This is a genomic window from Sphingomonas sp. PL20, from assembly GCF_017875905.1.
GTDB classification, from domain to species: Bacteria; Pseudomonadota; Alphaproteobacteria; order Sphingomonadales; family Sphingomonadaceae; genus Sphingomonas; species Sphingomonas echinoides.
Genome location: NZ_JAGINH010000002.1, coordinates 1,758,172 through 1,778,635, shown reverse-complemented (window position 1 = coordinate 1,778,635; position 20,464 = coordinate 1,758,172). Strand labels below are relative to the sequence as shown.

Genomic DNA, 20,464 nt, shown 5'->3' with positions numbered 1-20,464 from the left:
ATGACCGACACGCTCGACACCTTCCGCCACGAAACCCGCGCCTGGCTGGAGGCAAACTGCCCGCCCGAAATGCGCCAACCCGTCCGCTCCGAAAAGGACGCCTGCTGGGGCGGCCGCAACCCGGATTTCCAGCCGGGCCAAAAGGAATGGATGGACGCCATGGCGTCGCGCGGCTGGACCGTGCCCGATTGGCCAAAGGCCTATGGCGGCGGTGGCCTGTCACCCGCCGAAACCAAGATTCTGCGCGAAGAGATGGCGGCAATAAAGGCGCGCAATCCCCTCAATTCCTTCGGTATTTCCATGCTCGGACCGGCACTGCTGAAATATGGCACCGAAGAGCAGAAGCTTGACTATCTGCCCAAGATCGCGCGCGGCGAAATCCGCTGGTGCCAGGGCTATAGCGAGCCCAATGCCGGTTCCGATCTCGCCAGCCTCGCCACCTCCGCCGAGGATGCGGGCGATCATTATATCGTCAACGGCCAGAAGTTATGGACCTCTTATGCCGACAAGGCCGACTGGATCTTCTGCCTCGTCCGCACCTCGAAGGACTCGAAGCAGGGCGGCATCAGCTTCCTGCTGTTCGACATGGCGAGCGAAGGCGTGTCGACCCGGCCGATCCTGCTGATCTCGGGCTACTCGCCCTTTTGCGAAACCTTCTTCGACAACGTAAAGGTGCCCAAATCGCAGCGCGTGCATGAGGAGAATAAGGGCTGGGACGTCGCCAAATATCTGCTCGGACACGAACGCGAGATGATCTCCGGCATGGGGCTGGCAAGTACCGGCGGCAACCCGCTGATAGAAGGCGCGATTGCTACAATCGGCCTCGACCATGACGGGCGCTTGGCCGACCCGTTGCTGCGCGCCGCAATCGCCGCTTTCGAAATCCGGTCGCAGGCCTTTGGCGCGATGTCGGAACGCTTTATCGACGAGCTGAAAGCAGGACGTGCCCACCCCGCCCAGCCGTCGATGATGAAATATTACGGCACCGAGCTGAACAAGACCCGCCACGAACTGCAGATGGCGGCGGGCGGCTCCGATGCGCTGGAATGGGAAAGCGAGGCGTCTGGCGGCGGCCGCGAGGCGCGCGCCTGGCTGCGCACCAAGGCCAATTCGATCGAGGGCGGCACGAGCGAAGTTCAGCTCAACATCATCGCCAAGCGGATTTTGGAGCTGCCGGCGTAAATTCCCTCTCCCCGCCTGCGGGGAGAGGGTGGCCGAGCAAAGCGAGGTCGGGAGAGGGGCAGTCGATACACAAACACACTGGGCCGGCGCGAGAGACTGCCCCTCTCCCCGGCCCTCTCCCCGCAAACGGGGAGAGGGAGATGATGATGCCACTCTATCTGAGCGACGACCAAACCGCCCTGCAGGACACCATCCGCGATTTCGTCGCCGAGCAAGCGCCGGTCAGCCACATGCGCGCGCTCCGCGACGCCAACGACGCCACCGGCTTCAGCCGCGCGCTGTGGAAGAGCTTCGCCGAAATGGGCTTTACCGGCCTGTTGATCGAAGAGGCCGAAGGCGGCCTCGGCCTCGGCCATGTCGAAGCGGGTGTCGTGCTCGAAGAAATCGGCCGCAACCTTTCGCCCTCGCCCTTCCTCACCACCGCAGTGGCAGCCGTCGCAGCGCTCAAAGGCACAGCCCATGCCGATCGCTGGTTTCCCGGCATTCTCGCCGGCGATACCGTCGCCGCGCTTGCGATCGATGAAGCCGCCAAGCATCGCGACACGATCGCGCTGAAGGCCGAGCGTTCGGGCAATGGCTTCAAGCTGTCGGGCAAGAAGCAGTTCGTCGCCCACGGCCACGTCGCAGACCTGCTGATTGTGGCCGCGCGCACGGCGGGCAATGCCGAAGATGCCGCCGGCATCACGCTCTTCGCCATCCCCAAGGGTGCCGCCGGGCTGACCGCAACGCCCGAACGGCTCGCCGATGCCAGCCTTGCCGCGCGGCTCGAGTTCGACGGGGTCGAAGTCGATGCCGATGCGGTGATTGGCGAGGTTGATCATGGCCGTTCCCCGCTCGACCGCTTGCTCCGCGCCGGGCGCACCGGGGCGGCGGCCGAATTGCTCGGCGTCGGCGGCGGCGCGATGGACATGACCGTCGACTATCTCAAGCAACGCAAGCAATTCGGCACGCTGATCGGCAGCTTTCAGGCGCTGCAACACCGCGCCGCGCACCTCTATTCCGAAATGGAGGTGGCGCGCGCCGCCGTACTCAAGGCGCAGCAACTGCTCGATGCCGGGTCGGAGGCAGCCGATAGCGCAGTCTCGGTCGCCAAGGCGATGACCGCAATGGCAACCACCTTGTCGGTGCAGGAAGGCGTACAGATGCATGGCGGCATCGGCATGACCGATGCCTATGACATCGGCTTCTACATGAAGCGCGCGCGCGTGCTGGCCGAGATGTTCGGTGACGCCAATTTCCACGCAGATCGCATCGCGCGCGCGGCGGGGTATTAACCCTTCTCCCTCTCCCGCTTGCGGGAGAGGGTGGCCGAGCGTAGCGAAGGTCGGGAGAGGGCAGTCACGCGAACGGCCGATGTTTTTAGGACAGCCCCTCTCCCCGCCCTCTCCCCGGAGGGGAGAGGGAGAAGAAGGAACGCATGACCGATCCCACCCCAGCCCAGCTCGCGCAGAACCTCGTCGATCTGCTTGATATCGAGGAAATCGATACCGATCTGTATCGCGGCATCCGCGGGCAAGACGGCTTCGGCCGGGTATTCGGCGGCCAGGTGATCGCCCAGGCGCTGCAAGCCGCGCAGCGCTCGACCGAGGCCCCGCGCGCCGCGCATTCGCTCCACGCCTATTTCATGCGCCCGGGTGCCGAAGATCATCCGATCCTCTACCGCGTCGTGCGCGATTTCGACGGTAAGAGCTTCTCGACCCGGCGCGTGATCGCAACGCAGCGCGGCGTGCCGATCCTCAATCTGGCATGCTCGCTGCAAATCCCCGAGGGCGGCCTGATGCACCAGGATCCGATGCCGGAGGTGCCGCCGCCCGAAGGCCTGACCAACGATCGCGATTTGCGCCTGGCGATGATCGATCGCATCCCGGAACGGTTCCGCGCCAACTTCCTGCGCCCGCGCATGATCGAGATCCGGCCGGTGTCGCCGCGCAGCTGGCTCGATCCGGTCAAGCAAGCCCCCTTCCAAAACAGCTGGTTCCGCGTCGTCGCCCCCATCCCGGACGATCCCGCGCTGCATCGCGCCGTGCTGGCCTATGCCTCGGACATGTCGTTGCTGGGCACGGCGACGTTGCCGCATGGCGTCAATTGGCTGACGCACAAGCTGCAAAGCGCCAGTCTCGACCATGCGCTATGGCTGCATGAGGATTTTCGCGCCGACGACTGGTTGCTCTATGCCTGCGACAGCCCATGGGCCGGGCACGCCCGCGGCTTCAACCGCGGCAAGATCTTCACCCGCGAGGGGCGCCTGGTCGCCAGCGTCACGCAGGAAGGGCTGATCCGCCTGCGCGAATGAATGGGCTGCCGTTCGCCCTGAGCCTGTCGAAGGGCCCTCCCCTACGCTAGGGCGGTGCCTGGGTGAGGAGGGCTTCGACAAGCTCAGCCCGAACGGGGTTTGCGAGCGACGTTCTTCCTAAAAAAGAATGGGTTACACTGCCGTCTTGCCATAGTCCTGCCGGGTCACGGGGTGGCTGCTCGACAGCCCCCCATCGACCGCAATCGCCTGCCCGTTGACATAGCTTGCCGCGTCCGATGCCAGGAACGCCGCGACCTCGGCCAGTTCCTCGGGCTGCGCACCGCGCCGCAACGGGTTCAGGCGGCCAAGCCGGTCCATCTTGCCCGCATCGCGTGCGTAATCGAAGGTCGGCTTGGTCATGCCGGTTTCGGTGAGGCCGGGACAGATCGCGTTGACGCGGACATTCGACCCCGCAAGCTGCTGCGCGGACACCATCGCCAGATTGATCACCCCGGCCTTGGACGCGGAATAGGCCGGCGAGCCAGCGCCCGAGCGGATGCCGGCGACGCTCGCGGTCAGCACGATCGCCCCGCCGCCGCGCTCGGCGATCTTCGGTGCGGCGTGCTTGATCGCCAGAAACGGCCCGATCAGATTGACGCGCAGCACCTCGGTGATCAGCGCGACATCGGTATCGAAAATGTTCGCCATCCCGCCGGAAATCCCGGCATTGGCGAACATGACGTCAAGACCGCCATAATATTCGCACGCCACGGTCACCGCGCGGACCACATCATCCTCGCTCCCCGCGTCGATCCGGATCGCATGCGCGGTGCCGCCCGCGCGATCGATCAGATCCGCGGTTTCCTCGACCGTCTCGGCCTGGTCGGCCACGATCACCGATCCGCCCTCGCGCGCGAACAGCAAGGCTGTCGCCCGCCCGATGCCCGATCCTGCGCCCGTGACGATGATCGATTTGCCCGTAAAACGCGCCATAGCTGCTTCTCCTAGATCGTAACGCCGCCATCGAGCACGATCGTCTGGCCGGTCATGAAGCTGCTCGCTGGCGCGGCGAGGAACACGACGGCTCCGGCGATTTCCTCGGGCTCGCCGATCCGGCGCAGCGGCACGGTCTTGTTGGCGGCCTCGATCCGCTCGGGATCTTCCCACAGCGCGCGCGCAAAGTCGGTCTTGATCAGGCCCGGCGCGATGCAATTGACCCGCACATTGTCGGGCCCGAACTCGTGCGCCAGGTTGCGCGCCAATTGCATGTCGGCGGCCTTGGAGATGCAATAAGCCCCGATCATCGTCGATCCTCGCAGGCCCCCGATTGAGGAGACGATGATGATGCTGCCGAACTTGCGCGCGCGCATCTCGGGCGCGACCATCGCGATCAGCCAGTGGTTGGAGACGATATTGTTGTCGAGGATCTTGCGGAACTGCTCGTCGGCAATGCCCGCCTGCGGTCCGAAATAAGGGTTGGAGGCGGCGTTGCACACCAGCACGTCGATCGGCCCAAAGGCAGCGCGCGTCGCGTCGACCAGATGCTGCAGCCCGGCCTTGTCGGAGATGTTGGCCGCAACCGCGATCGCGCGGCCTTCGCCGTAACGCGCGTTGATCTCGGCGGCGACGGCATCGCACGCCTCTTGCTTGCGGCTGGAGATCACCACCTTGGCGCCATGCTCCGCCAGCTCGAACGCGCTCGCTTTGCCAATGCCGCGCGAGGAGCCAGTGATGATGGCGACCTTATCGGTCAGATCGAATTGGCTCATGCTTTTGCCTCTCGCGCCTCGCGCTTACGCCCCTGCCTTTTTGGCGAAATCCCATGCAGCCTCAGCCAGCGGCCCAACGCGCTCGGCTGTCCGCGCCGCTTGCGCGCTGGAGGCGGTGCCATCGACGATGCGTTTCTTGATGCCCTGGACGATGCCGGTCAGGCGGAACAGGCTGTACGCGAAATACCAATTGAGGTTGGGCAGCCCATCGCGCCCGGTCGCCGCGCAATAGCGCGCGACCACCTCGTCCACGGTCGGGATGCCGGTGTCGGGCCCGTCGAGCCCGCGAACGCCCGATCGGCCCTCCGGCTCGGTGACCCAATTCATCAAAAAATAGGCAATATCGGCCAAAGGATCGCCCAAAGTGGACAATTCCCAGTCCAAAACCGCACGAACTTGGGCGTGTTCTGGCGCAAAAATCATGTTATCGATGCGATAATCGCCGTGCACAATCGACGTGCGGGTCTGCTCGGGCAGGGTCGCGGGGAGCCAAGCGATCAGCGCCTCGACCGCTGGCATATGCTCGGTCTCCGACGCGCGATATTGCTTGGTCCAGCGCGCGACCTGGCGCTCGAAATAATTGCCGGGGCGGCCATAATCGCCAAGTCCTGCAGCAACATAGTCGGTGTTGTGCAGAGCCGCCAGCGTATCGACCATCGCATCGTAATGCGCGCGCCGCTCCGTCGGGGTCATGCCCGGCAACGCGCCGTCCCACAGGCTGCGCCCCTCGACCAGTTCCATCACATAGAACATCGATCCGATAACGCTCGGATCCTCGCACAAGCCGAACGGTGTCGGCACCGGGAAACCCGTCGGATGGAGCCCCGCGATCAGCCGATATTCACGGTCCACGGCATGCGCGGAGGGCAATAGCTTGCCGAACGGCTGGCGCCGCAGGACATAGCTTTTTTCAGATACATCAACGCGGTATGTCGGGTTTGATTGACCACCTTTGAACTTCGACAGCCTGACCGGACCATCGATTTCGGGCATATGCCCCTTCATCCACGCCGCCACCGCGCCCGCATCGATCGTGTCGTCCGTCGGCACCGGGATCGTGCCAACCATCGTGAGATCCGCGCTATCGACCATCATGCGAACTCGATCACGGAGCGCACCGTGTCCCCGGTGCGCAACTTCGCCAGCGCCTGATTGACATCGCCAAGCACGATCCGCTCCGCCACCATGGCGTCGAGATCCAGCTTGCCGTCGAGGTACAGTTGCACCAGCCGCGGCATGTCGATCGGGAAGCGGGTCGACCCCAGCAGCGACCCTTGCAATTTCTTGCCCGTCAGAAAGGTCGGCCCAGCGATCTTCACTTCGCCGCCCGGCGCGATCATGCCGAGGATCGTCGCGGTCCCGCCGCGCCGCAGGATCGTCCAGGCGAGTTCGGCAGTGTTGGGCCGCCCGACCGCCTCGATCGCATAATCCACCCCGCCTCCGGTCATCCCGGCGACCTTCTTCGCGAGATCGGGATCGGTCGAATCAAGCGTGTGCGTAGCGCCAAGCTTCTCCGCCAGCGCGCGCTTGTCGGCGACGGGGTCGATCGCGATGATCTCCCCAGCACCCGCAATCTTGGCGGCGTTGATCGCAGCGAGTCCGATCCCGCCACAGCCGATCACCGCCACGCTTTCGCCAGGGCGCACCCGGCTGTCATTGAAGATCGCGCCCGCGCCAGTGATCACCGCGCAGCCGAGCAAGGCTGCCCGGTCCAGCGGCATATCCTTGCTGATCGCGACACAGGCATTTTCATGCACCAGCATCATCTCGGCAAAGGCCGAGAGGTTGAGGAAGGGTGCCAAAGGCGTGCCGTCCTGCAGGCTCAGCCGCGGCGGCGCGCCCTTTGCCCGTCGGGTCGAAGGGTCAATGCACAGCGACGGTCGCCCGCTGACGCAAAACTCGCACGCTCCGCAAAACACCGTGAAAAAGGTGATGACATGGTCGCCGACCTTCAGATGGGCGACGTCGGAGCCAACCGCCTCCACGATCCCGGCCGCTTCATGACCCGGCACCGTTGGCATCGGGTGCGGAAACGCCCCGTCGACGAAATGCAGGTCGGAGCGACAGACGCCGCAGGCAACGGTGCGGATCAGCACTTCGCGTGGGCCCGGATCGGAGACGGCAATGTCCTCGATCACCAAGTCCGTCTTGGGCGCGTAAAGGACAGCGGCTTTCACCGGGATACCGCCAGATCACCGCTCGACGGACGATCCGCCTTGAATTCAGCGTATTTGCCGAACTCGTTACGCGCGATCGCGCGGTTGTGGACTTCATCCGGGCCATCCGCGAAGCGCAGCGTCCGCATCCCGGCCCAATCGTGCGCCAAGTGGAAATCGCTGGAAACACCGGCACCGCCATGCGCCTGAATGGCGTCATCAAGGATCTGCAGCGCCATATTCGGGGCCTGCACCTTGATCATCGCGATTTCGAGCTGGGCGGATTTGTTGCCCGCCTTGTCCATCATGTCGGCAGCCTTCAGGCACAGCAGCCGCGTCATCTCGATGTCGATGCGCGCGCGCGCGATGCGTTCCTCCCACACGCTATGATCGGCGATGCGCTTGCCAAAGGCGACGCGCGACAAAAGCCGCTTGGCCATCGCTTCGATCGCGGTTTCCGCCGTCCCGATCGTGCGCATGCAATGATGAATGCGGCCGGGGCCGAGCCGACCCTGCGCAATCTCGAAGCCGCGCCCCTCGCCCAGAAGCACGTTCTCCACGGGCACGCGCACGTCTTTCAACACCACTTCGCCATGGCCATGCGGTGCGTGGTCATAGCCATAAACCGACAGCATGCGCTTGATCGTCACGCCCGGCGCATCCATCGGAACCAACACCTGGCTCTGCTGGCTGTGGCGCGATGCGTCGGGGTTGGTCTTGCCCATGGTGATGGCGATCTTGCAGCGCGGATCGCCCACGCCGGACGACCACCATTTGGTGCCGTTGATGACATATTCGTCGCCGTCGCGCACGATCGAGGTCTCGATATTGGTCGCGTCCGACGAGGCAACCGCCGGCTCGGTCATCAGGAACGCAGAGCGGATTTCGCCGTTCATCAACGGCCGCAGCCACCGCTCCTTCTGTTCGCGCGTGCCATAGCGATGCAGCACCTCCATATTGCCGGTATCGGGGGCCGAGCAGTTGAAACATTCGCTCGCCCAGCCAACCTTGCCCATCTCCTCGGCGCATAACGCATATTCGAGATTGGTCAGTTGGGTGCCCTCGAACACGAAGCTGTCATCGACATGGCTTTGCCCCGAATGCGGTGGCATGAAGAAATTCCACAGGCCCGCCGCCTTGGCCTTTTCCTTCATCTCTTCGATCACGGGAATGACCTTCCAGCGCTCGCCCGCGTCGTGTTGCGCGTCAAATTCGGCTTGGCGCGGGCGGATTTGCTGGTCGATGAACCCCTTCACGCGGTCCCGAAAATAGGTTTCGCGTTCGCTGAAGCTGAAGTCCATCTGCGCTCTCCGATCTTGCTATCGGATCGTTGGTTAGACCGTACCGCGTATTCGGTAAAGCGTCTTTGGCGCTCAAAATGCGGGGAATGCCATAGCCAACAAAAATGACTGTTTCTTCTAAAAGATGATGTTACAGTTTCCGGCATGGAGGCCCCCGACACGATTCCGCCCGAGGAAGACACCAGCACCAAGCGCTTTCGCGCCAAGCGCGACGCGATTCTGGCGGCCGCGGCCGAAGCGATCAACGAACAGAGCGCGAAGGGCATGACCTTCGCCGATGTCGCGCGCCGCGTCGGCCTCAATACCACCAGCGTCACCTATTATTTCAAGCGCAAGGAAGATCTGGCGGCAGCGTGTTTCGAGCATACACTGGACCGTCTGCTGGGCATGCTCGAGGAGTCGCTCGCCGAGCCGACGCCCCGCGCCCGAGTCGCGAAATATCTGTCGCTCAACATGGCGCGGCTGGCGCGGATTCAGCGGGGCGAGGAGACATCCTTCGCGATTCTGTCGGATCTGCGCGCGATGGAGGAGCCCGTGCTCGGTCGGCTGATGGCGGGCTGGCGCGAAGTGTTCCGAAAGACCCGCAGCCTGTGGGGCCCGACCACCAACCGTGCGCAGACCGACCTGCATGGTGGCCGAGCGCACGTGCTTCTGGAAAACACGTTCTGGCTGCCGGTCTGGCTCAACCGCTATGATCTCGACCAATATCCGCGCGTCGAGGAGCGTCTGATGGACGTGTTCGCGCACGGCATTGCCGGGCCGAACGCACGCTGGTCGCCCGAGTTGATCGACCTCGCCCATGACGAGCCCGAGCCAGGCCGCGAGGCGTTCCTGCTCGCGGCGACGCGGCTGATCAATCAGCTGGGTTATCGCGGTGCGTCGGTCCAGAAAATCGCCTCCGAACTGAACGTGACCAAGGGCAGTTTCTATCACCATCTCGATGCCAAGGACGATCTGGTGCTGGCCTGCTACAAGCGCAGCCTCGACACCGTGGCCGATGCGCAGCGCCTCGCCGATGAGCGCGGCGGCAGCCATTGGGGTCGCCTTTCCGGCACGATCGCCACGCTGCTCGACGTTCAGTTCTCCGAACGTGGGCCACTTCTGCGCACCACCGCATTGTCCGGGCTGCCGACGCAAGCGCGGCTTGCGATGGTCGACCGTTCGAACCGGATCGCGCGCCGCTTCGCCGGCACGATGAGCGATGGCATTGCGGAGGGTTCGATCCGTCCGGTCGACCCGCTGATCGCCGCGCAAGCGCTGATGGCGATGCAGAACGCTGCCTTCGATATGCGCAAATGGGCGCACACGATGACGCGCGAGCGCGCGATCGGCTATTATGCCTCGACGCTGGCGTTCGGCTTGTTCGACGACCGGATTTTGGACACGTAAGTTCGTTCTACCCTTCCCCGGCACAGGCCGGGGCCCAGTTGAAATGACGGAGGTAGCGGGCATCGCCCTCGCTCCCAGTCGTTTCGCTACTGGGCCCAGGCCTTCGCCGGGGAAGCACTCAGATTGATCAATGCTGGAGCATCACATGGCCGAGATGGCGCGTTTCGATTGGGCCGATCCCTTCTTCCTCGACGACCAGCTAGAGGACGATGAACGGATGATCCGCGACTCCGCGCGCGCTTATGCGCAGGACAAGCTCGCACCCCGCATCATCGACGCGTTTCAGAACGAAATCACCGATCCCGACATCTTCCGCGAGATGGGCGCGCTTGGCCTCCTCGGGCCGACGGTGCCCGAGGAATATGGCGGCGTCGGCGCATCCTATGTCGCCTACGGCCTCGTCGCGCGGGAGGTCGAGCGGATCGATTCGGGCTACCGCTCGATGATGTCGGTGCAGTCGAGCCTCGTCATGTACCCGATCCTCGCTTACGGATCGGAACAACAGAAACGCAAATATCTACCCAAGCTCGCGACTGGCGAATGGATTGGCTGCTTCGGCCTGACCGAGCCCGATGCAGGCTCCGACCCCGGCAGCATGACAACGCGCGCGAAGAAGGTCGATGGAGGTTATCTGCTGTCGGGCGCGAAAACGTGGATCTCCAATGCGCCGATCGCCGACGTGTTCGTCATCTGGGCGAAGTCGGAAGCGCATCGCGATGGCATTCGCGGCTTCATCGTCGAAAAGGGTGCCAAGGGCCTCGCGACGCCAAAGATCGAGGGCAAATTGTCGCTCCGCGCCTCGATCACCGGCATGATCCTGATGGACGACATCGAACTCAGCGACGATGCGCTGCTGCCCAATGTGCAGGGTCTTAAGGGCCCGTTCGGCTGCCTCAACCGCGCGCGGTACGGGATCAGCTGGGGTGCCCTCGGTGCGGCCGAATTCTGCTTCCACGCCGCGCGCCAATATGGGCTCGACCGCAACCAGTTCGGCACCCCGCTCGCCGGACGTCAGTTGTACCAGAAGAAACTGGCCGACATGGAGACCGAAATCGCGCTCGGCTTGCAGGCTTCCTTGCGGGTCGGCCGCCTGATGGATGCGGGCAAGTTCGCGCCGGAAATGATCTCGATCGTCAAGCGCAACAATGTCGGCAAGGCGCTCGATATCGCCCGCAACGCCCGCGACATGCACGGCGGCAATGGCATTTCCGGCGAATATCAAGTGATGCGCCATTTGATGAACCTGGAAACGGTCAACACCTATGAAGGCGCGCATGACGTCCACGCGCTGATCCTTGGTCGCGCGATCACCGGGATCGCCGCATTCTAAGGTCAAACAGGAGAGACAGCATGGCATCCCCGCCCCTCGCCGGACTTCGCATCCTCGAAATGGCGGGGATCGGGCCTGGGCCGTTCTGCGGTATGATGCTCGCCGATCACGGCGCGGAGGTGATCCGGGTCGAGCGCCCTGGTGCCAGTGGTTTGACCGAGGCCGCACGCGACCCATTGTTACGCTCGCGCCGGACGATCACACTTGATCTCAAGAAGCCCGAGGCAATCGCCGCCGTCCGGCGCATCGCCGCAACCTGCGACGGACTGATCGAGGGCTTTCGGCCGGGCGTGATGGAGCGGCTTGGCCTAGGGCCGGAGGCGCTGCTCGCCGATAATCCCAAACTCGTTTATGGCCGCATGACCGGCTGGGGCCAGACCGGACCGCTGGCCGACGAGCCGGGCCACGACATCGACTACATCGCGATTTCGGGCACGCTGCACGCGCTGGGCGAAGCCGGGCGTAAACCGGTCGCGCCGATGAATCTGGTCGGAGATTTCGGGGGAGGCGGGATGATGCTGGCCTTCGGCATGCTCGCCGCGATTCTGAGCGCGCAAGCGACGGGCCAAGGACAAGTCGTCGATTGCGCGATGACCGAGGGCTCGGCGGTGTTGACCAGCATGATCTGGGGCTTCCGCGCCATGGGCCGCTGGAGCGGGGAGCGCGGTACCAACCTGCTTGATGGCGGCGCGCATTTCTATGACACCTATGAAACCGCCGATGGCAAATGGATCGCGGTCGGGGCGATCGAACCGCAATTTTACGCGGCGTTGCGCCGGGTTATGGGACTCGACGGGGCCGAGTGGGATGCGCAATTCGCGCCCGCCCTGTGGCGGAAATTGAAGGCAGACCTCGCCGAACGCTTCAAACACCGCACCCGCGATGCCTGGATCGCCGCGTTCGCGGGGCACGAAGCTTGTATCGCCCCGGTGCTCGGCTTCGACGAGGCGGTGGCGCATCCGCACAACGTCGCGCGCGGCGCGTTCGTCACTGCCGACGGCGTGACGCAGCCCGCTCCAGCGCCGCGTTATTCGGTCAGCGCGACAGTGCCCCCGCGCATGGCGGGCGCACCCGACGGGGCCGCGATCCTGGCCGAGGCAGGCTTTACCCCAGCCGAGATTGCAGCGCTGCGCTTCTGAACTCAGGCGTCGGCATATTGGGGTGCCGGCCGCGCGGCGTAAACGCCGAATGCGCAGATCACCACATAGCACGCCACCGGAATAAGCAGCGCAAGCGTCAGGCTTCCGCTCGCATCCGCCAACGTTCCGGTCGCCAGGGGCAGCACGGCACCGCCGAAGATCGCAACGTTGATGATTCCCGATCCATCAGCCGCACGTGCGCCGAGCCCTTCACAGGCAAGACTGAAGATCGTCGGGAACATGATGGCGTTCATCAGCCCGACCGCCAGCAGGCTGTACCCCGCGACCGCCCCCGTTGTGTAGCTCGAGATCAGGATGAGCGCGACCGCACCGACGGCGACGCCCGCCAGGACCTTGCCCGGGTTGACGACACGCAACACCGCAGACCCGACAAACCGGCCGATCATCGCCCCGCCCCAGTAAAACGGGATCATCTTGCCAGCGCTGGTGATGTCGAGGTTCATGACGCCAGGCTGTTTGAGGTAGTTCACGATCAGCGAGCCGATCGACACTTCCGCACCGACATAGAGGAAGATGCAAAGCGCGCCGAGCGCGAAGCGCGGACGTTGCATCAGGTCGTTACCGTACAACCAGATTACCGGTGCCAGCAAGATGAGGACCAACCCGATCCACGCCTGCACCTCCACGGCGACGACCGCACCGAGCGCGGCCAGAGCCAGGCCCGCGACGTAGCGCGTGGCACCGACAAGGGGCTTGTCTTTCGCAGCATGGGCATCATGCGGCAGCCGATTGCGAAACAGCCAGACTGCGGCCGCGACGACCGCCAGCGCAACCGCCAGACCGAGATAGCCACGAACGATCGCGCCGCTTTCCGCCGTGCGATACGCATCCAGCGCCGCGCCGGTCAGGTCCGACGCCGAAATCTTGGAAAGGCTGCCCAAAATGATGATGGCGCCTGCATACGGAAAGATCGTCGTGCCGAGCGAATTGAACGCCTGGGCGAAGGTCAGTCGGCTGGATGCGGTTTCGGCTTTGCCGAGCAGGCTGATCAGCGGATTGGCCACGATCTGGACCAGCACCACGCCCGCCGCCAGGATGAAAAGCGCGAACAGGAAAAGTGCGTACGTCGCTGTGCTAGACGCCGGAATGAACAGCAGGCAGCCAACCAACATCGTCACCAGCCCGGCGACCGCGCCGCGCATATAGCCGATCCGCTTGACCAGCGCCGCCCCCGGAATGCCGATCAAAAGATAGGCGGTGAAGAAGCAGAACTGAACGAGCATCGCCTGCGTGTAGGTGAGCGTGAACAACTCCTTCAGCTTGGGGATGATGACATCGTTCAAGCTGGTGATGCCGCCGAAGATGAAGAACAAGGCGAACACGAACACCTGCAGATCGGGCGCATTCACGCCCTTGGTGGCGATGTTGTCGGCATCCTGCGGTGTGTTGGCGGCGTTGATGTGCATGCGATCCTCTCCCGGCCGCTAACGCGCCGTTTCCTGCTCGCCGCCCCCATGCCCGGACCAAGCCGGGTCTGGCAATCCCCCGGGCTCTGGCAATTCGGTAAATCTCATGCGATACCGACCCTAGAAAAAAAGACCCGGATTAGGAGAGTCCGCTATGGCCACCGCAATCCTTCGCACCGCGAAGATGTCCGAAGCCGAATGGGCGACGCGACAGGAACTCGCCGCCTGCTACCGCGTGTTCGCGATGCTCGGCTGGTCGGAAATGATCTATAACCACATCACGCTGAAAGTGCCCGAGGAAGAGGGTGCCTTCCTAATCAACCCGTTCGGCCTGCATTTCAGCGAGGTTACCGCCTCCAGCCTGGTCAAGATCGATATTGACGGCAACAAGCTCGACGACAGCCCCTATCCGGTCAATCGCGCTGGCTTCGTGCAACATGCGCTGTTCCATCGCCATTTGCCCGACGCGCATTGCATCATGCACACCCACACCACGGCGGGCATGGCGGTGAGTTCGCTTGAGGGCGGCTTGCGCGCCAGCAACTTCTACGCCTGCAATTTTGCCGGGCAAATCGCCTATCACGATTTCGAAGGCGTGACGGTTCGCGACGAGGAAGGCTCCCGTCTGCTTGAACACCTCGGCGACAAGCGCGTCATGCTGCTCAAGAACCACGGCATCCTCGTCATGGGCCGCACCCTGCCCGAGGCGTTCATCAAACATTGGTCGCTGCAGCGCGCCTGCGAAATCCAGATCGCGACGATGTCGATGGGCACGCCGATCGAGGTGTCGCCCGAGGTGATCGCGGTGCATCAGCGCGATTTGCACATGGCGCAGGTGCCAGGCGGGCCGGGCAAGGCCGATTTCGACGCGATGGTGCGCCTGGTCGACAAGATCGATACCGGCTGGCGCGCCTGAGGCGTCAGCCGAAGCGATAGCCAGAGACCGCCCAGCCGAGCACATGATCGGCATAATCGCGCACGGCCGGGCCATCGCCGCCCGCGCCGAGCGCGACCATCAGCGGCAGCAGATGCTCGGCCTCCGGATGCGCAAAGCGGGCGTGGGGCAGACTCTCCCACGCCGCTACTTTGGCCGCCCGCGAGGCTGGATCGGGATCGGTCACCGCCGCCGTGAGAGCTGCATCCCATGCGTCCGCGACCGCCGTCACTTGCGGGCCGCGCGCACGCAAATTGTGGAAGCTCATGCCAGAGCCGACGATCAGCACGCCTTCGTCACGCAGCGGTGCCAGCGCACGGCCGATCGCAATATGCGCGGCAGGGTCCAGATCGGCGCGCAGCGAAAGCTGCACCAGCGGGATATCCGCATCCGGCACCACCACCATCATCGGGATGAACACACCGTGATCCCAGCCGCGCGTCGAATCTTCCTGCGTGGAGAACCCGGCGTCCTCAAGCAGCGCCACCGCGCGCCGCGCCACGGCGGGGCTGCCGTGCGACGGCCAGTCGAGCCGATAGGTATGCTCTGGAAAGCCGTAATAATCGAACAGCATGGGATGCCCGTCGCCGCCATTGATGGTCAGTTCCGGCTCCTCCCAATGCCCCGATATCATCAGGATGGCGCGCGGTCGCTCGGGTAGTGATGCGATCACCCCGGCCAGATAGGCCTGCATCGGCCGCCACATCGGGTCGGGTGGCCCGCCTGCGGGATCCATGAAGAAACAGGGGCCGCCGCCATGCGGGATGAAGAGAGTGGGAAGGGTCATGAGGGTTATATCGGCCGACCGTCCGCGCCCGACAATCGCAGGACGGGAAACGACCCGTTTCGTACCGACACATCTTGGCCTATCGTGCCGACATGACCCGCTTCACCGTCAACAATCAGCCCGTTCAATATAAGATGGACCCGAACACGCCGTTATTATGGGCGCTGCGCGACGCCTCCAACCTCACCGGCACGAAATATGGCTGTGGCAATGGCGAGTGCGGGGCGTGCACCGTCGAAATCGATGGCGAAGCTGTGCGATCGTGCCAGCGTACGATCGGCGCGATCGAGGGGAGTTTTGTCACCACGATCGAGGGCCTGTCGCGCGATCGCACGCATCCGGCGCAAATGGCATTCCTCGCCAAGAACGTACCGCAATGCGGCTTTTGCATTCCGGGCATGATCATGGCGACGGCGGCGCTGCTCAAGAAAAACCGCAACCCAAGCGAGGATGACATCCGCGCCAGCATCACCAACCTGTGCCGCTGCGGCATCTATCCGCGCCTGGTCGAAACGGTGTTGCTGGCAGCAAGCGTGCAGCGCGGCGACGAGACGATCGACGCCCCGCCATCGCCCGGCATTTCCCCAACCGACGCGGCGCGCGAAGTTCCGGCGCTGATCCCGCGAAGTAAATAATACCTTTCGCAAAGCTGTCAGCCCAATTCAGCGACGGCTCATCGACACTGGACCATATAGGGTTCAACGACCGGACATGGCGTCTGGACGAAGAGAAGGATGTTTTGATGCGCAAGTCTTTGCTCGCCGCAATCATGGCGGCCTCGGCACTGATCCCGGCGGCGGCGATGGCGCAGGAAGGTGCCGACCGGCCGCATCGCGGCGAGGGTCAGGGCCAACGCGAAGGTCGCCCGCAACGCCCGGCGATGATCGGAGACGAGGGTCGCCCGCAATGGCGGCGTCCGGAGGGCCAGCCGGCCGGGCAAGCGCCGGTTGCCCGTCCGCCTGCACCCCAGCCGCAAGCGCAGCCCCAACCGCAAGCACAACCGCAACCGCAACCATCTCAGCCCCCACGGTGGAATGGCCGCGGTGATCGGGGTGGACGTCCCGATGGCCAATTTGGTCGACCCGGTTTCCGTCCAGGCTTTGGCAATGATCGCGGCGACCGGCCTCAGGGCCAGCCGCCACGGCAACCCGATCGCCCGCCGTTTGACGGTCGCCCTGGCTTCAATGGGGGAGCAAATGGTGGTCGACCGGCCTTTGAGGGACCGCAGCCTGGCCGCGACCCACGCGACGGTGGCGGTTCGCAACCCGGGCGGTGGGACCATCGCGGCAATGATGGTCGCGGCGGCGATTGGCGCGGTGACCGGCACGATGGCGGTCCTGGCTACAATAACGGCTGGAACACCAACGGCAATCGCGGCTGGAATCGCGACTGGCGGCGGGACAACCGGTATAATTACAACTATTACCGGATCCAGAACCGCAACATTTACCACCTGCCCCGTTATTACGCTCCCCCGGGCTGGGGCTATGGCTATCGCCGTTTCTCGATCGGATTTACGCTAAATTCGTTCCTATACGACCAGGATTATTGGATCGACGACGCCGATTATTATCGGCTGCCGCCGGCCTACGGGCCCTATCGCTGGGTGCGCTATTACAATGATGCGCTGCTCGTCGATATCCGCACCGGCTATGTCGTCGATACGGTGTACGACATTTTCTGGTAACCACCCGATCAGGGGCCGCAAACCAGGGTTTGCGGCCCCTCTTTTTTCGAGTTGTTTTTTCGAGCGCGCACGGCAAAGTCCCGCGCCATGGCTCTGTTTGCAAAGAAACCCGGCGGCCCCTCGCCTGTGCGCCGCCTGGTCGGCGAATCCGTTTCCCGTCGGCTCGATGCCAATCCGGCCGTGAAGCGCGCCAAGGTCGACGAAGCGCAGATTTTCTATCACCCCGATTTCCTTGATGCCGCGACCTGTGACCGGCTGGTGGCGCTGATCGACGCCAATCGCCGCCGCTCGACCGTCTTGGCCGAGGAATCGGTGCAGGATTTTCGCACCAGCGACAGTTGCGACATGGATCGCTGGTCGCCCGACGTCCGCCCGACCGATGAAGCGATTGCCGATCTGCTTGGCATCGATCCCGTCCACGGCGAAACGATGCAAGGGCAGCGTTATGCGGTCGGCCAGCATTTCCGCGCACATTTCGACTATTTCAACGAAGCCCAGGCCTATTGGCCCAAGATGGTGGAAACCGGCGGCCAGCGCACCTGGACGGCGATGATCTACCTCAACGATGTCGAGGAAGGCGGCGCGACATGGTTTCCCACCATCGGCATCCGCGTCGCCCCGAAAAAGGGTTTGCTGCTCACCTGGAACAACATGAAGCCCGATGGCGACCGCAACACCGCCACGCTGCACGAAGGCATGCCCGTGGTTCAGGGGACCAAATACATCGTCACCAAATGGTTTCGCGAGGGCAATTGGATCAAGGCGTGATCGATCCGCTTATTCGCTGATCCGCACGCTCTTGTGGCCCCCGTCTGCCAGGATCTGCGCCTCGGTAAATGGCAAATGGTGGAACCGCTTCGCCGAAAATTCGCGGGTCTGGTCGCCGAAATAGGGCGATGCCGGATCGGTCGACTGCGAATAGCTAAGCAGCGCGTCCGCCACCGGCCCCACCGTGTCGAAGGTGACAATCTGAACGTAGCTTGACCCATGCTTCGGCACGATCCCGCCTGGAACGGCGTCGGATTGCTGGACGTTGAGCACCCCCAATTGACCGGACGCGCCGTGGATCGGGATATGGTCCTGCCCGCGCACTGCGAACTGGACCTCGCCCCAGCGCGCGTCGAGCGCGATGCCCTGCTTTGCCAGCGTAGCCGCCGCCGCCTTCAGCGCGGCGAGCAGTTTCGCCCCTTGCGCGCCGCTCGTCACGAAATCGCGCGGCGTGTGGACGGGATCGGCCTTGTCGAACGGCACCGCCCACAGCCCCGGCAGGGACCGCACGCCCTCCCAGAAGGTCGCGAACAGATACGCGCCGCGGCTATCGAGATTGAAACGCCGGTCCCATCCGCTCAGCGCCGCGCACGCCGCCGCCACATCCTCCTGCCCGCGACACAAAGCCAGCAGCGGGTCCACCGCGAGTTCCGCCGCCAGACTCTTATTGGCAAAGGCCATCGCTTCGGCGGCGGCGGGATCGACCTTGGTGCCCGGCAATCCATCGCTGCCGCTCAACCGCCGATCGATCTCGATCAGGCCTGAACGCGTCCGCAGCGTCCGCTCGCTCTCGGTCGTGCCGAGGATGGGCGAGCGGATCAGGGCAGGCACTTTGGGGTTGCTCAGCCAATAACTGTCATTGCTGTTGGCGACATAGTCCTGGCGTTCCAGCACTGCCTGGTCGCGCGCGGGCATCAGCCCGGCGACCGGCGTGCCCGCAGCCCGATCCCAATCGCAGGCCGAGCGACTGCCATCGAGCAAAATGAGCTTGCCCTTCAGCACTGCCGACAGCGGCATCCCGCATTCTCGCACCTTGTCTGCCGATAGGTTGGGCACGGCCGTCACATCGGCGTGGAGGGCATTTCCGGCGCGGTCGGCGGCAATGGTGTTGACCCACGGAATGCCCAGCGTCCGCTCGACCGCCGCCCGCACCTCGCCCACGCTGCGCGCTTGCCCGATCGCCACCCACGTTTCCAGCGCCCGCTGGTTGTTGTGGTTGGCATCGCGCAAGGCGTAGGCCTGCGTCTTGGTCCAGCCGAACCCGGCCAGCGGATTGTAGACAATCGGCCCGTAGCGCGTCGCATAGGTGGTGCGCTCTACCGGCGGAGCGCCATCCGGCATCGGCACCGAGATCACCTGTCGCCCCATCGCCTCGCTCTTGCCATCGATCAGATATTTGGTCGGGTCAGCGGGATCGAGCTTGAGCTGAAACACCGTGAAATGCTGCGCCGCCGTCACCGTGTGCGTCCAGGCGACATCCTTGTTGAAGCCAAGCGTGACGACCGGCGCGCCGGCGATCCCCACGCCCATGGCATCATATTGGCCGGGCAAGGTCAGGTGCATTTCATAAAAGCGCGACGGCCCGTTCCACGGAAAATGCGGGTTTCCGACAACGAGGCCGCGCCCATTGGCGGTGACGTCTTTGCCGAACGCCCAGCCATTGCTGCCAAAACCAATGTCGCGCGGCCGCAGCGGGTCTTCACCCGGAACCAGCGCAGCCTGCGCCGCGCCGGGCGGCACCGCGTGGACAACCAGTGGCGCAAGCGCCAGCGAGCTCGCCAGCAACATCTGCTTCTCGTTCAGTCGCAGCATGTCATCAAGCGTGATCGGGCGAACCCAGCCCTTGCCCCGGCAGTCGCTCGGTACACCCGCTGGACCGATGTCGCGCAACAGCTTGTTATACCCGGCGACATAGCCGCGCACGAGCGCACGCGTGGTGGGATTGCCGCGCGCCATGCCCGCCCGGAGCGTCGGCACATCGATCACCGAACGGAAGAAGACATCCGACGACAGATTGTCGATCTTCTCGAAGCCGAGCACCGCGCTCTCCTTCGGCCCGAACCAGCGGGATCGCTCGCCCGCGACGGTGGCGAACTCCTCGGCCAACATGCACAGATTGTCCTGCGCATAGGCATAAGCGACGCCGTAGCCGAGGCCACCCCAGGTGGTCGCCCGAATATGCGGAATGCCGAAGGTCGTGCGGGTGATCGTCGCGGCGTAATGCGCCGGCGCCGGGGCCGCCGTCACGGGCGTCGCCGCCAACAGCACCAATCCCAATGCCGTGCTCGCCAGATACCGCATCGTCCGTCCTCCCCTATTTTCTGATACTCGTCGCACAGCGCGTTCGCCCGGTCCAGCGGCC

Annotated in this window: 18 protein-coding genes; 10 read left to right on the top strand and 8 right to left on the bottom strand. The window is 64.1% G+C overall.

Going from position 1 to position 20,464, the window contains the following annotated elements; genetic code table 11:
- The 3 genes from H4W01_RS08015 to H4W01_RS08005 all read left to right on the top strand — a co-directional run bounded on the left by H4W01_RS08015 (window position 1) and on the right by H4W01_RS08005 (window position 3,475).
- Window positions 1-1,182, top strand: a complete 1,182-nt coding sequence (locus H4W01_RS08015; RefSeq protein ID WP_209610611.1) for an acyl-CoA dehydrogenase family protein — start codon at window positions 1-3, stop codon at window positions 1,180-1,182.
- A 146-nt stretch (window positions 1,183-1,328) separates the two neighbouring features.
- On the top strand, window positions 1,329-2,456 hold the full coding sequence (locus H4W01_RS08010) for an acyl-CoA dehydrogenase family protein (RefSeq protein WP_209613288.1): 1,128 nt from the start codon (window positions 1,329-1,331) through the stop codon (window positions 2,454-2,456).
- Window positions 2,457-2,599: 143 nt separating this feature from the next.
- Window positions 2,600-3,475, top strand: coding sequence for an acyl-CoA thioesterase (locus tag H4W01_RS08005; protein ID WP_209610610.1), 876 nt, complete (start codon window positions 2,600-2,602; stop codon window positions 3,473-3,475).
- A 132-nt stretch (window positions 3,476-3,607) separates the two neighbouring features.
- Here H4W01_RS08005 and H4W01_RS08000 read toward each other — a convergent pair whose 3' ends face one another.
- From H4W01_RS08000 to H4W01_RS07980, 5 genes are read right to left on the bottom strand one after another with little or no spacing between them, the layout of a single operon-like run.
- The gene (locus H4W01_RS08000; protein ID WP_010402547.1) at window positions 3,608-4,408 is read right to left on the bottom strand and encodes an SDR family NAD(P)-dependent oxidoreductase; all 801 of its coding nucleotides are present in this window, start codon (window positions 4,406-4,408) and stop codon (window positions 3,608-3,610) included.
- An 11-nt stretch (window positions 4,409-4,419) separates the two neighbouring features.
- On the bottom strand, window positions 4,420-5,184 hold the full coding sequence (locus tag H4W01_RS07995; RefSeq protein WP_209610609.1) for an SDR family NAD(P)-dependent oxidoreductase: 765 nt from the start codon (window positions 5,182-5,184) through the stop codon (window positions 4,420-4,422).
- Between the two features lie 24 nt (window positions 5,185-5,208).
- Window positions 5,209-6,276, bottom strand: coding sequence for a phosphotransferase family protein (locus tag H4W01_RS07990; RefSeq protein WP_209613287.1), 1,068 nt, complete (start codon window positions 6,274-6,276; stop codon window positions 5,209-5,211).
- Window positions 6,276-7,361, bottom strand: coding sequence for a Zn-dependent alcohol dehydrogenase (locus H4W01_RS07985; protein WP_209610608.1), 1,086 nt, complete (start codon window positions 7,359-7,361; stop codon window positions 6,276-6,278). The genes H4W01_RS07990 and H4W01_RS07985 overlap by 1 nt, the downstream gene beginning before the upstream one ends.
- Window positions 7,358-8,641 (bottom strand): acyl-CoA dehydrogenase family protein, encoded by a 1,284-nt coding sequence (locus H4W01_RS07980; RefSeq protein WP_209610607.1) that lies wholly within the window; start codon window positions 8,639-8,641, stop codon window positions 7,358-7,360. The genes H4W01_RS07985 and H4W01_RS07980 overlap by 4 nt, the downstream gene beginning before the upstream one ends.
- Before the next feature lie 144 nt (window positions 8,642-8,785).
- On the opposite strand from H4W01_RS07980, the gene H4W01_RS07975 reads away from it, so the two are divergent.
- The 3 genes from H4W01_RS07975 to H4W01_RS07965 all read left to right on the top strand — a co-directional run bounded on the left by H4W01_RS07975 (window position 8,786) and on the right by H4W01_RS07965 (window position 12,499).
- Window positions 8,786-10,030 (top strand): TetR/AcrR family transcriptional regulator, encoded by a 1,245-nt coding sequence (locus tag H4W01_RS07975; RefSeq protein ID WP_209610606.1) that lies wholly within the window; start codon window positions 8,786-8,788, stop codon window positions 10,028-10,030.
- 145 nt (window positions 10,031-10,175) lie between these two features.
- On the top strand, window positions 10,176-11,360 hold the full coding sequence (locus tag H4W01_RS07970; protein ID WP_209610605.1) for an acyl-CoA dehydrogenase: 1,185 nt from the start codon (window positions 10,176-10,178) through the stop codon (window positions 11,358-11,360).
- A 20-nt stretch (window positions 11,361-11,380) separates the two neighbouring features.
- Window positions 11,381-12,499 carry a CaiB/BaiF CoA transferase family protein gene (locus tag H4W01_RS07965; protein WP_209610604.1) on the top strand — a complete coding sequence of 373 codons (1,119 nt, stop codon included), beginning with the start codon at window positions 11,381-11,383 and terminating at the stop codon, window positions 12,497-12,499.
- A gap of 2 nt (window positions 12,500-12,501) precedes the next feature.
- Here H4W01_RS07965 and H4W01_RS07960 read toward each other — a convergent pair whose 3' ends face one another.
- The gene (locus H4W01_RS07960) at window positions 12,502-13,926 is read right to left on the bottom strand and encodes a sugar MFS transporter (protein WP_209610603.1); all 1,425 of its coding nucleotides are present in this window, start codon (window positions 13,924-13,926) and stop codon (window positions 12,502-12,504) included.
- Window positions 13,927-14,080: 154 nt separating this feature from the next.
- Here H4W01_RS07960 and H4W01_RS07955 point away from each other — a divergent pair, with 154 nt between their 5' ends.
- Window positions 14,081-14,842 (top strand): class II aldolase/adducin family protein, encoded by a 762-nt coding sequence (locus H4W01_RS07955; protein ID WP_209610602.1) that lies wholly within the window; start codon window positions 14,081-14,083, stop codon window positions 14,840-14,842.
- Between the two features lie 4 nt (window positions 14,843-14,846).
- Here H4W01_RS07955 and H4W01_RS07950 read toward each other — a convergent pair whose 3' ends face one another.
- Window positions 14,847-15,647, bottom strand: coding sequence for a DODA-type extradiol aromatic ring-opening family dioxygenase (locus tag H4W01_RS07950; protein WP_209610601.1), 801 nt, complete (start codon window positions 15,645-15,647; stop codon window positions 14,847-14,849).
- A 92-nt stretch (window positions 15,648-15,739) separates the two neighbouring features.
- Here H4W01_RS07950 and H4W01_RS07945 point away from each other — a divergent pair, with 92 nt between their 5' ends.
- The 3 genes from H4W01_RS07945 (at window position 15,740) to H4W01_RS07935 (ending at window position 18,102) form a co-directional block, all read left to right on the top strand.
- Window positions 15,740-16,282 (top strand): (2Fe-2S)-binding protein, encoded by a 543-nt coding sequence (locus tag H4W01_RS07945; protein ID WP_209610600.1) that lies wholly within the window; start codon window positions 15,740-15,742, stop codon window positions 16,280-16,282.
- A gap of 107 nt (window positions 16,283-16,389) precedes the next feature.
- Window positions 16,390-17,334, top strand: coding sequence for an RcnB family protein (locus H4W01_RS07940; protein ID WP_209610599.1), 945 nt, complete (start codon window positions 16,390-16,392; stop codon window positions 17,332-17,334).
- Between the two features lie 87 nt (window positions 17,335-17,421).
- A complete protein-coding gene (locus H4W01_RS07935) occupies window positions 17,422-18,102 on the top strand; it encodes a prolyl hydroxylase family protein (RefSeq protein WP_010402524.1) in 681 nt (226 codons plus the stop codon).
- A 9-nt stretch (window positions 18,103-18,111) separates the two neighbouring features.
- On the opposite strand, the gene H4W01_RS07930 is transcribed toward H4W01_RS07935, so the two are convergent.
- Window positions 18,112-20,403 carry a penicillin acylase family protein gene (locus H4W01_RS07930; protein WP_209610598.1) on the bottom strand — a complete coding sequence of 764 codons (2,292 nt, stop codon included), beginning with the start codon at window positions 20,401-20,403 and terminating at the stop codon, window positions 18,112-18,114.
- Window positions 20,404-20,464 lie beyond the last annotated feature (61 nt).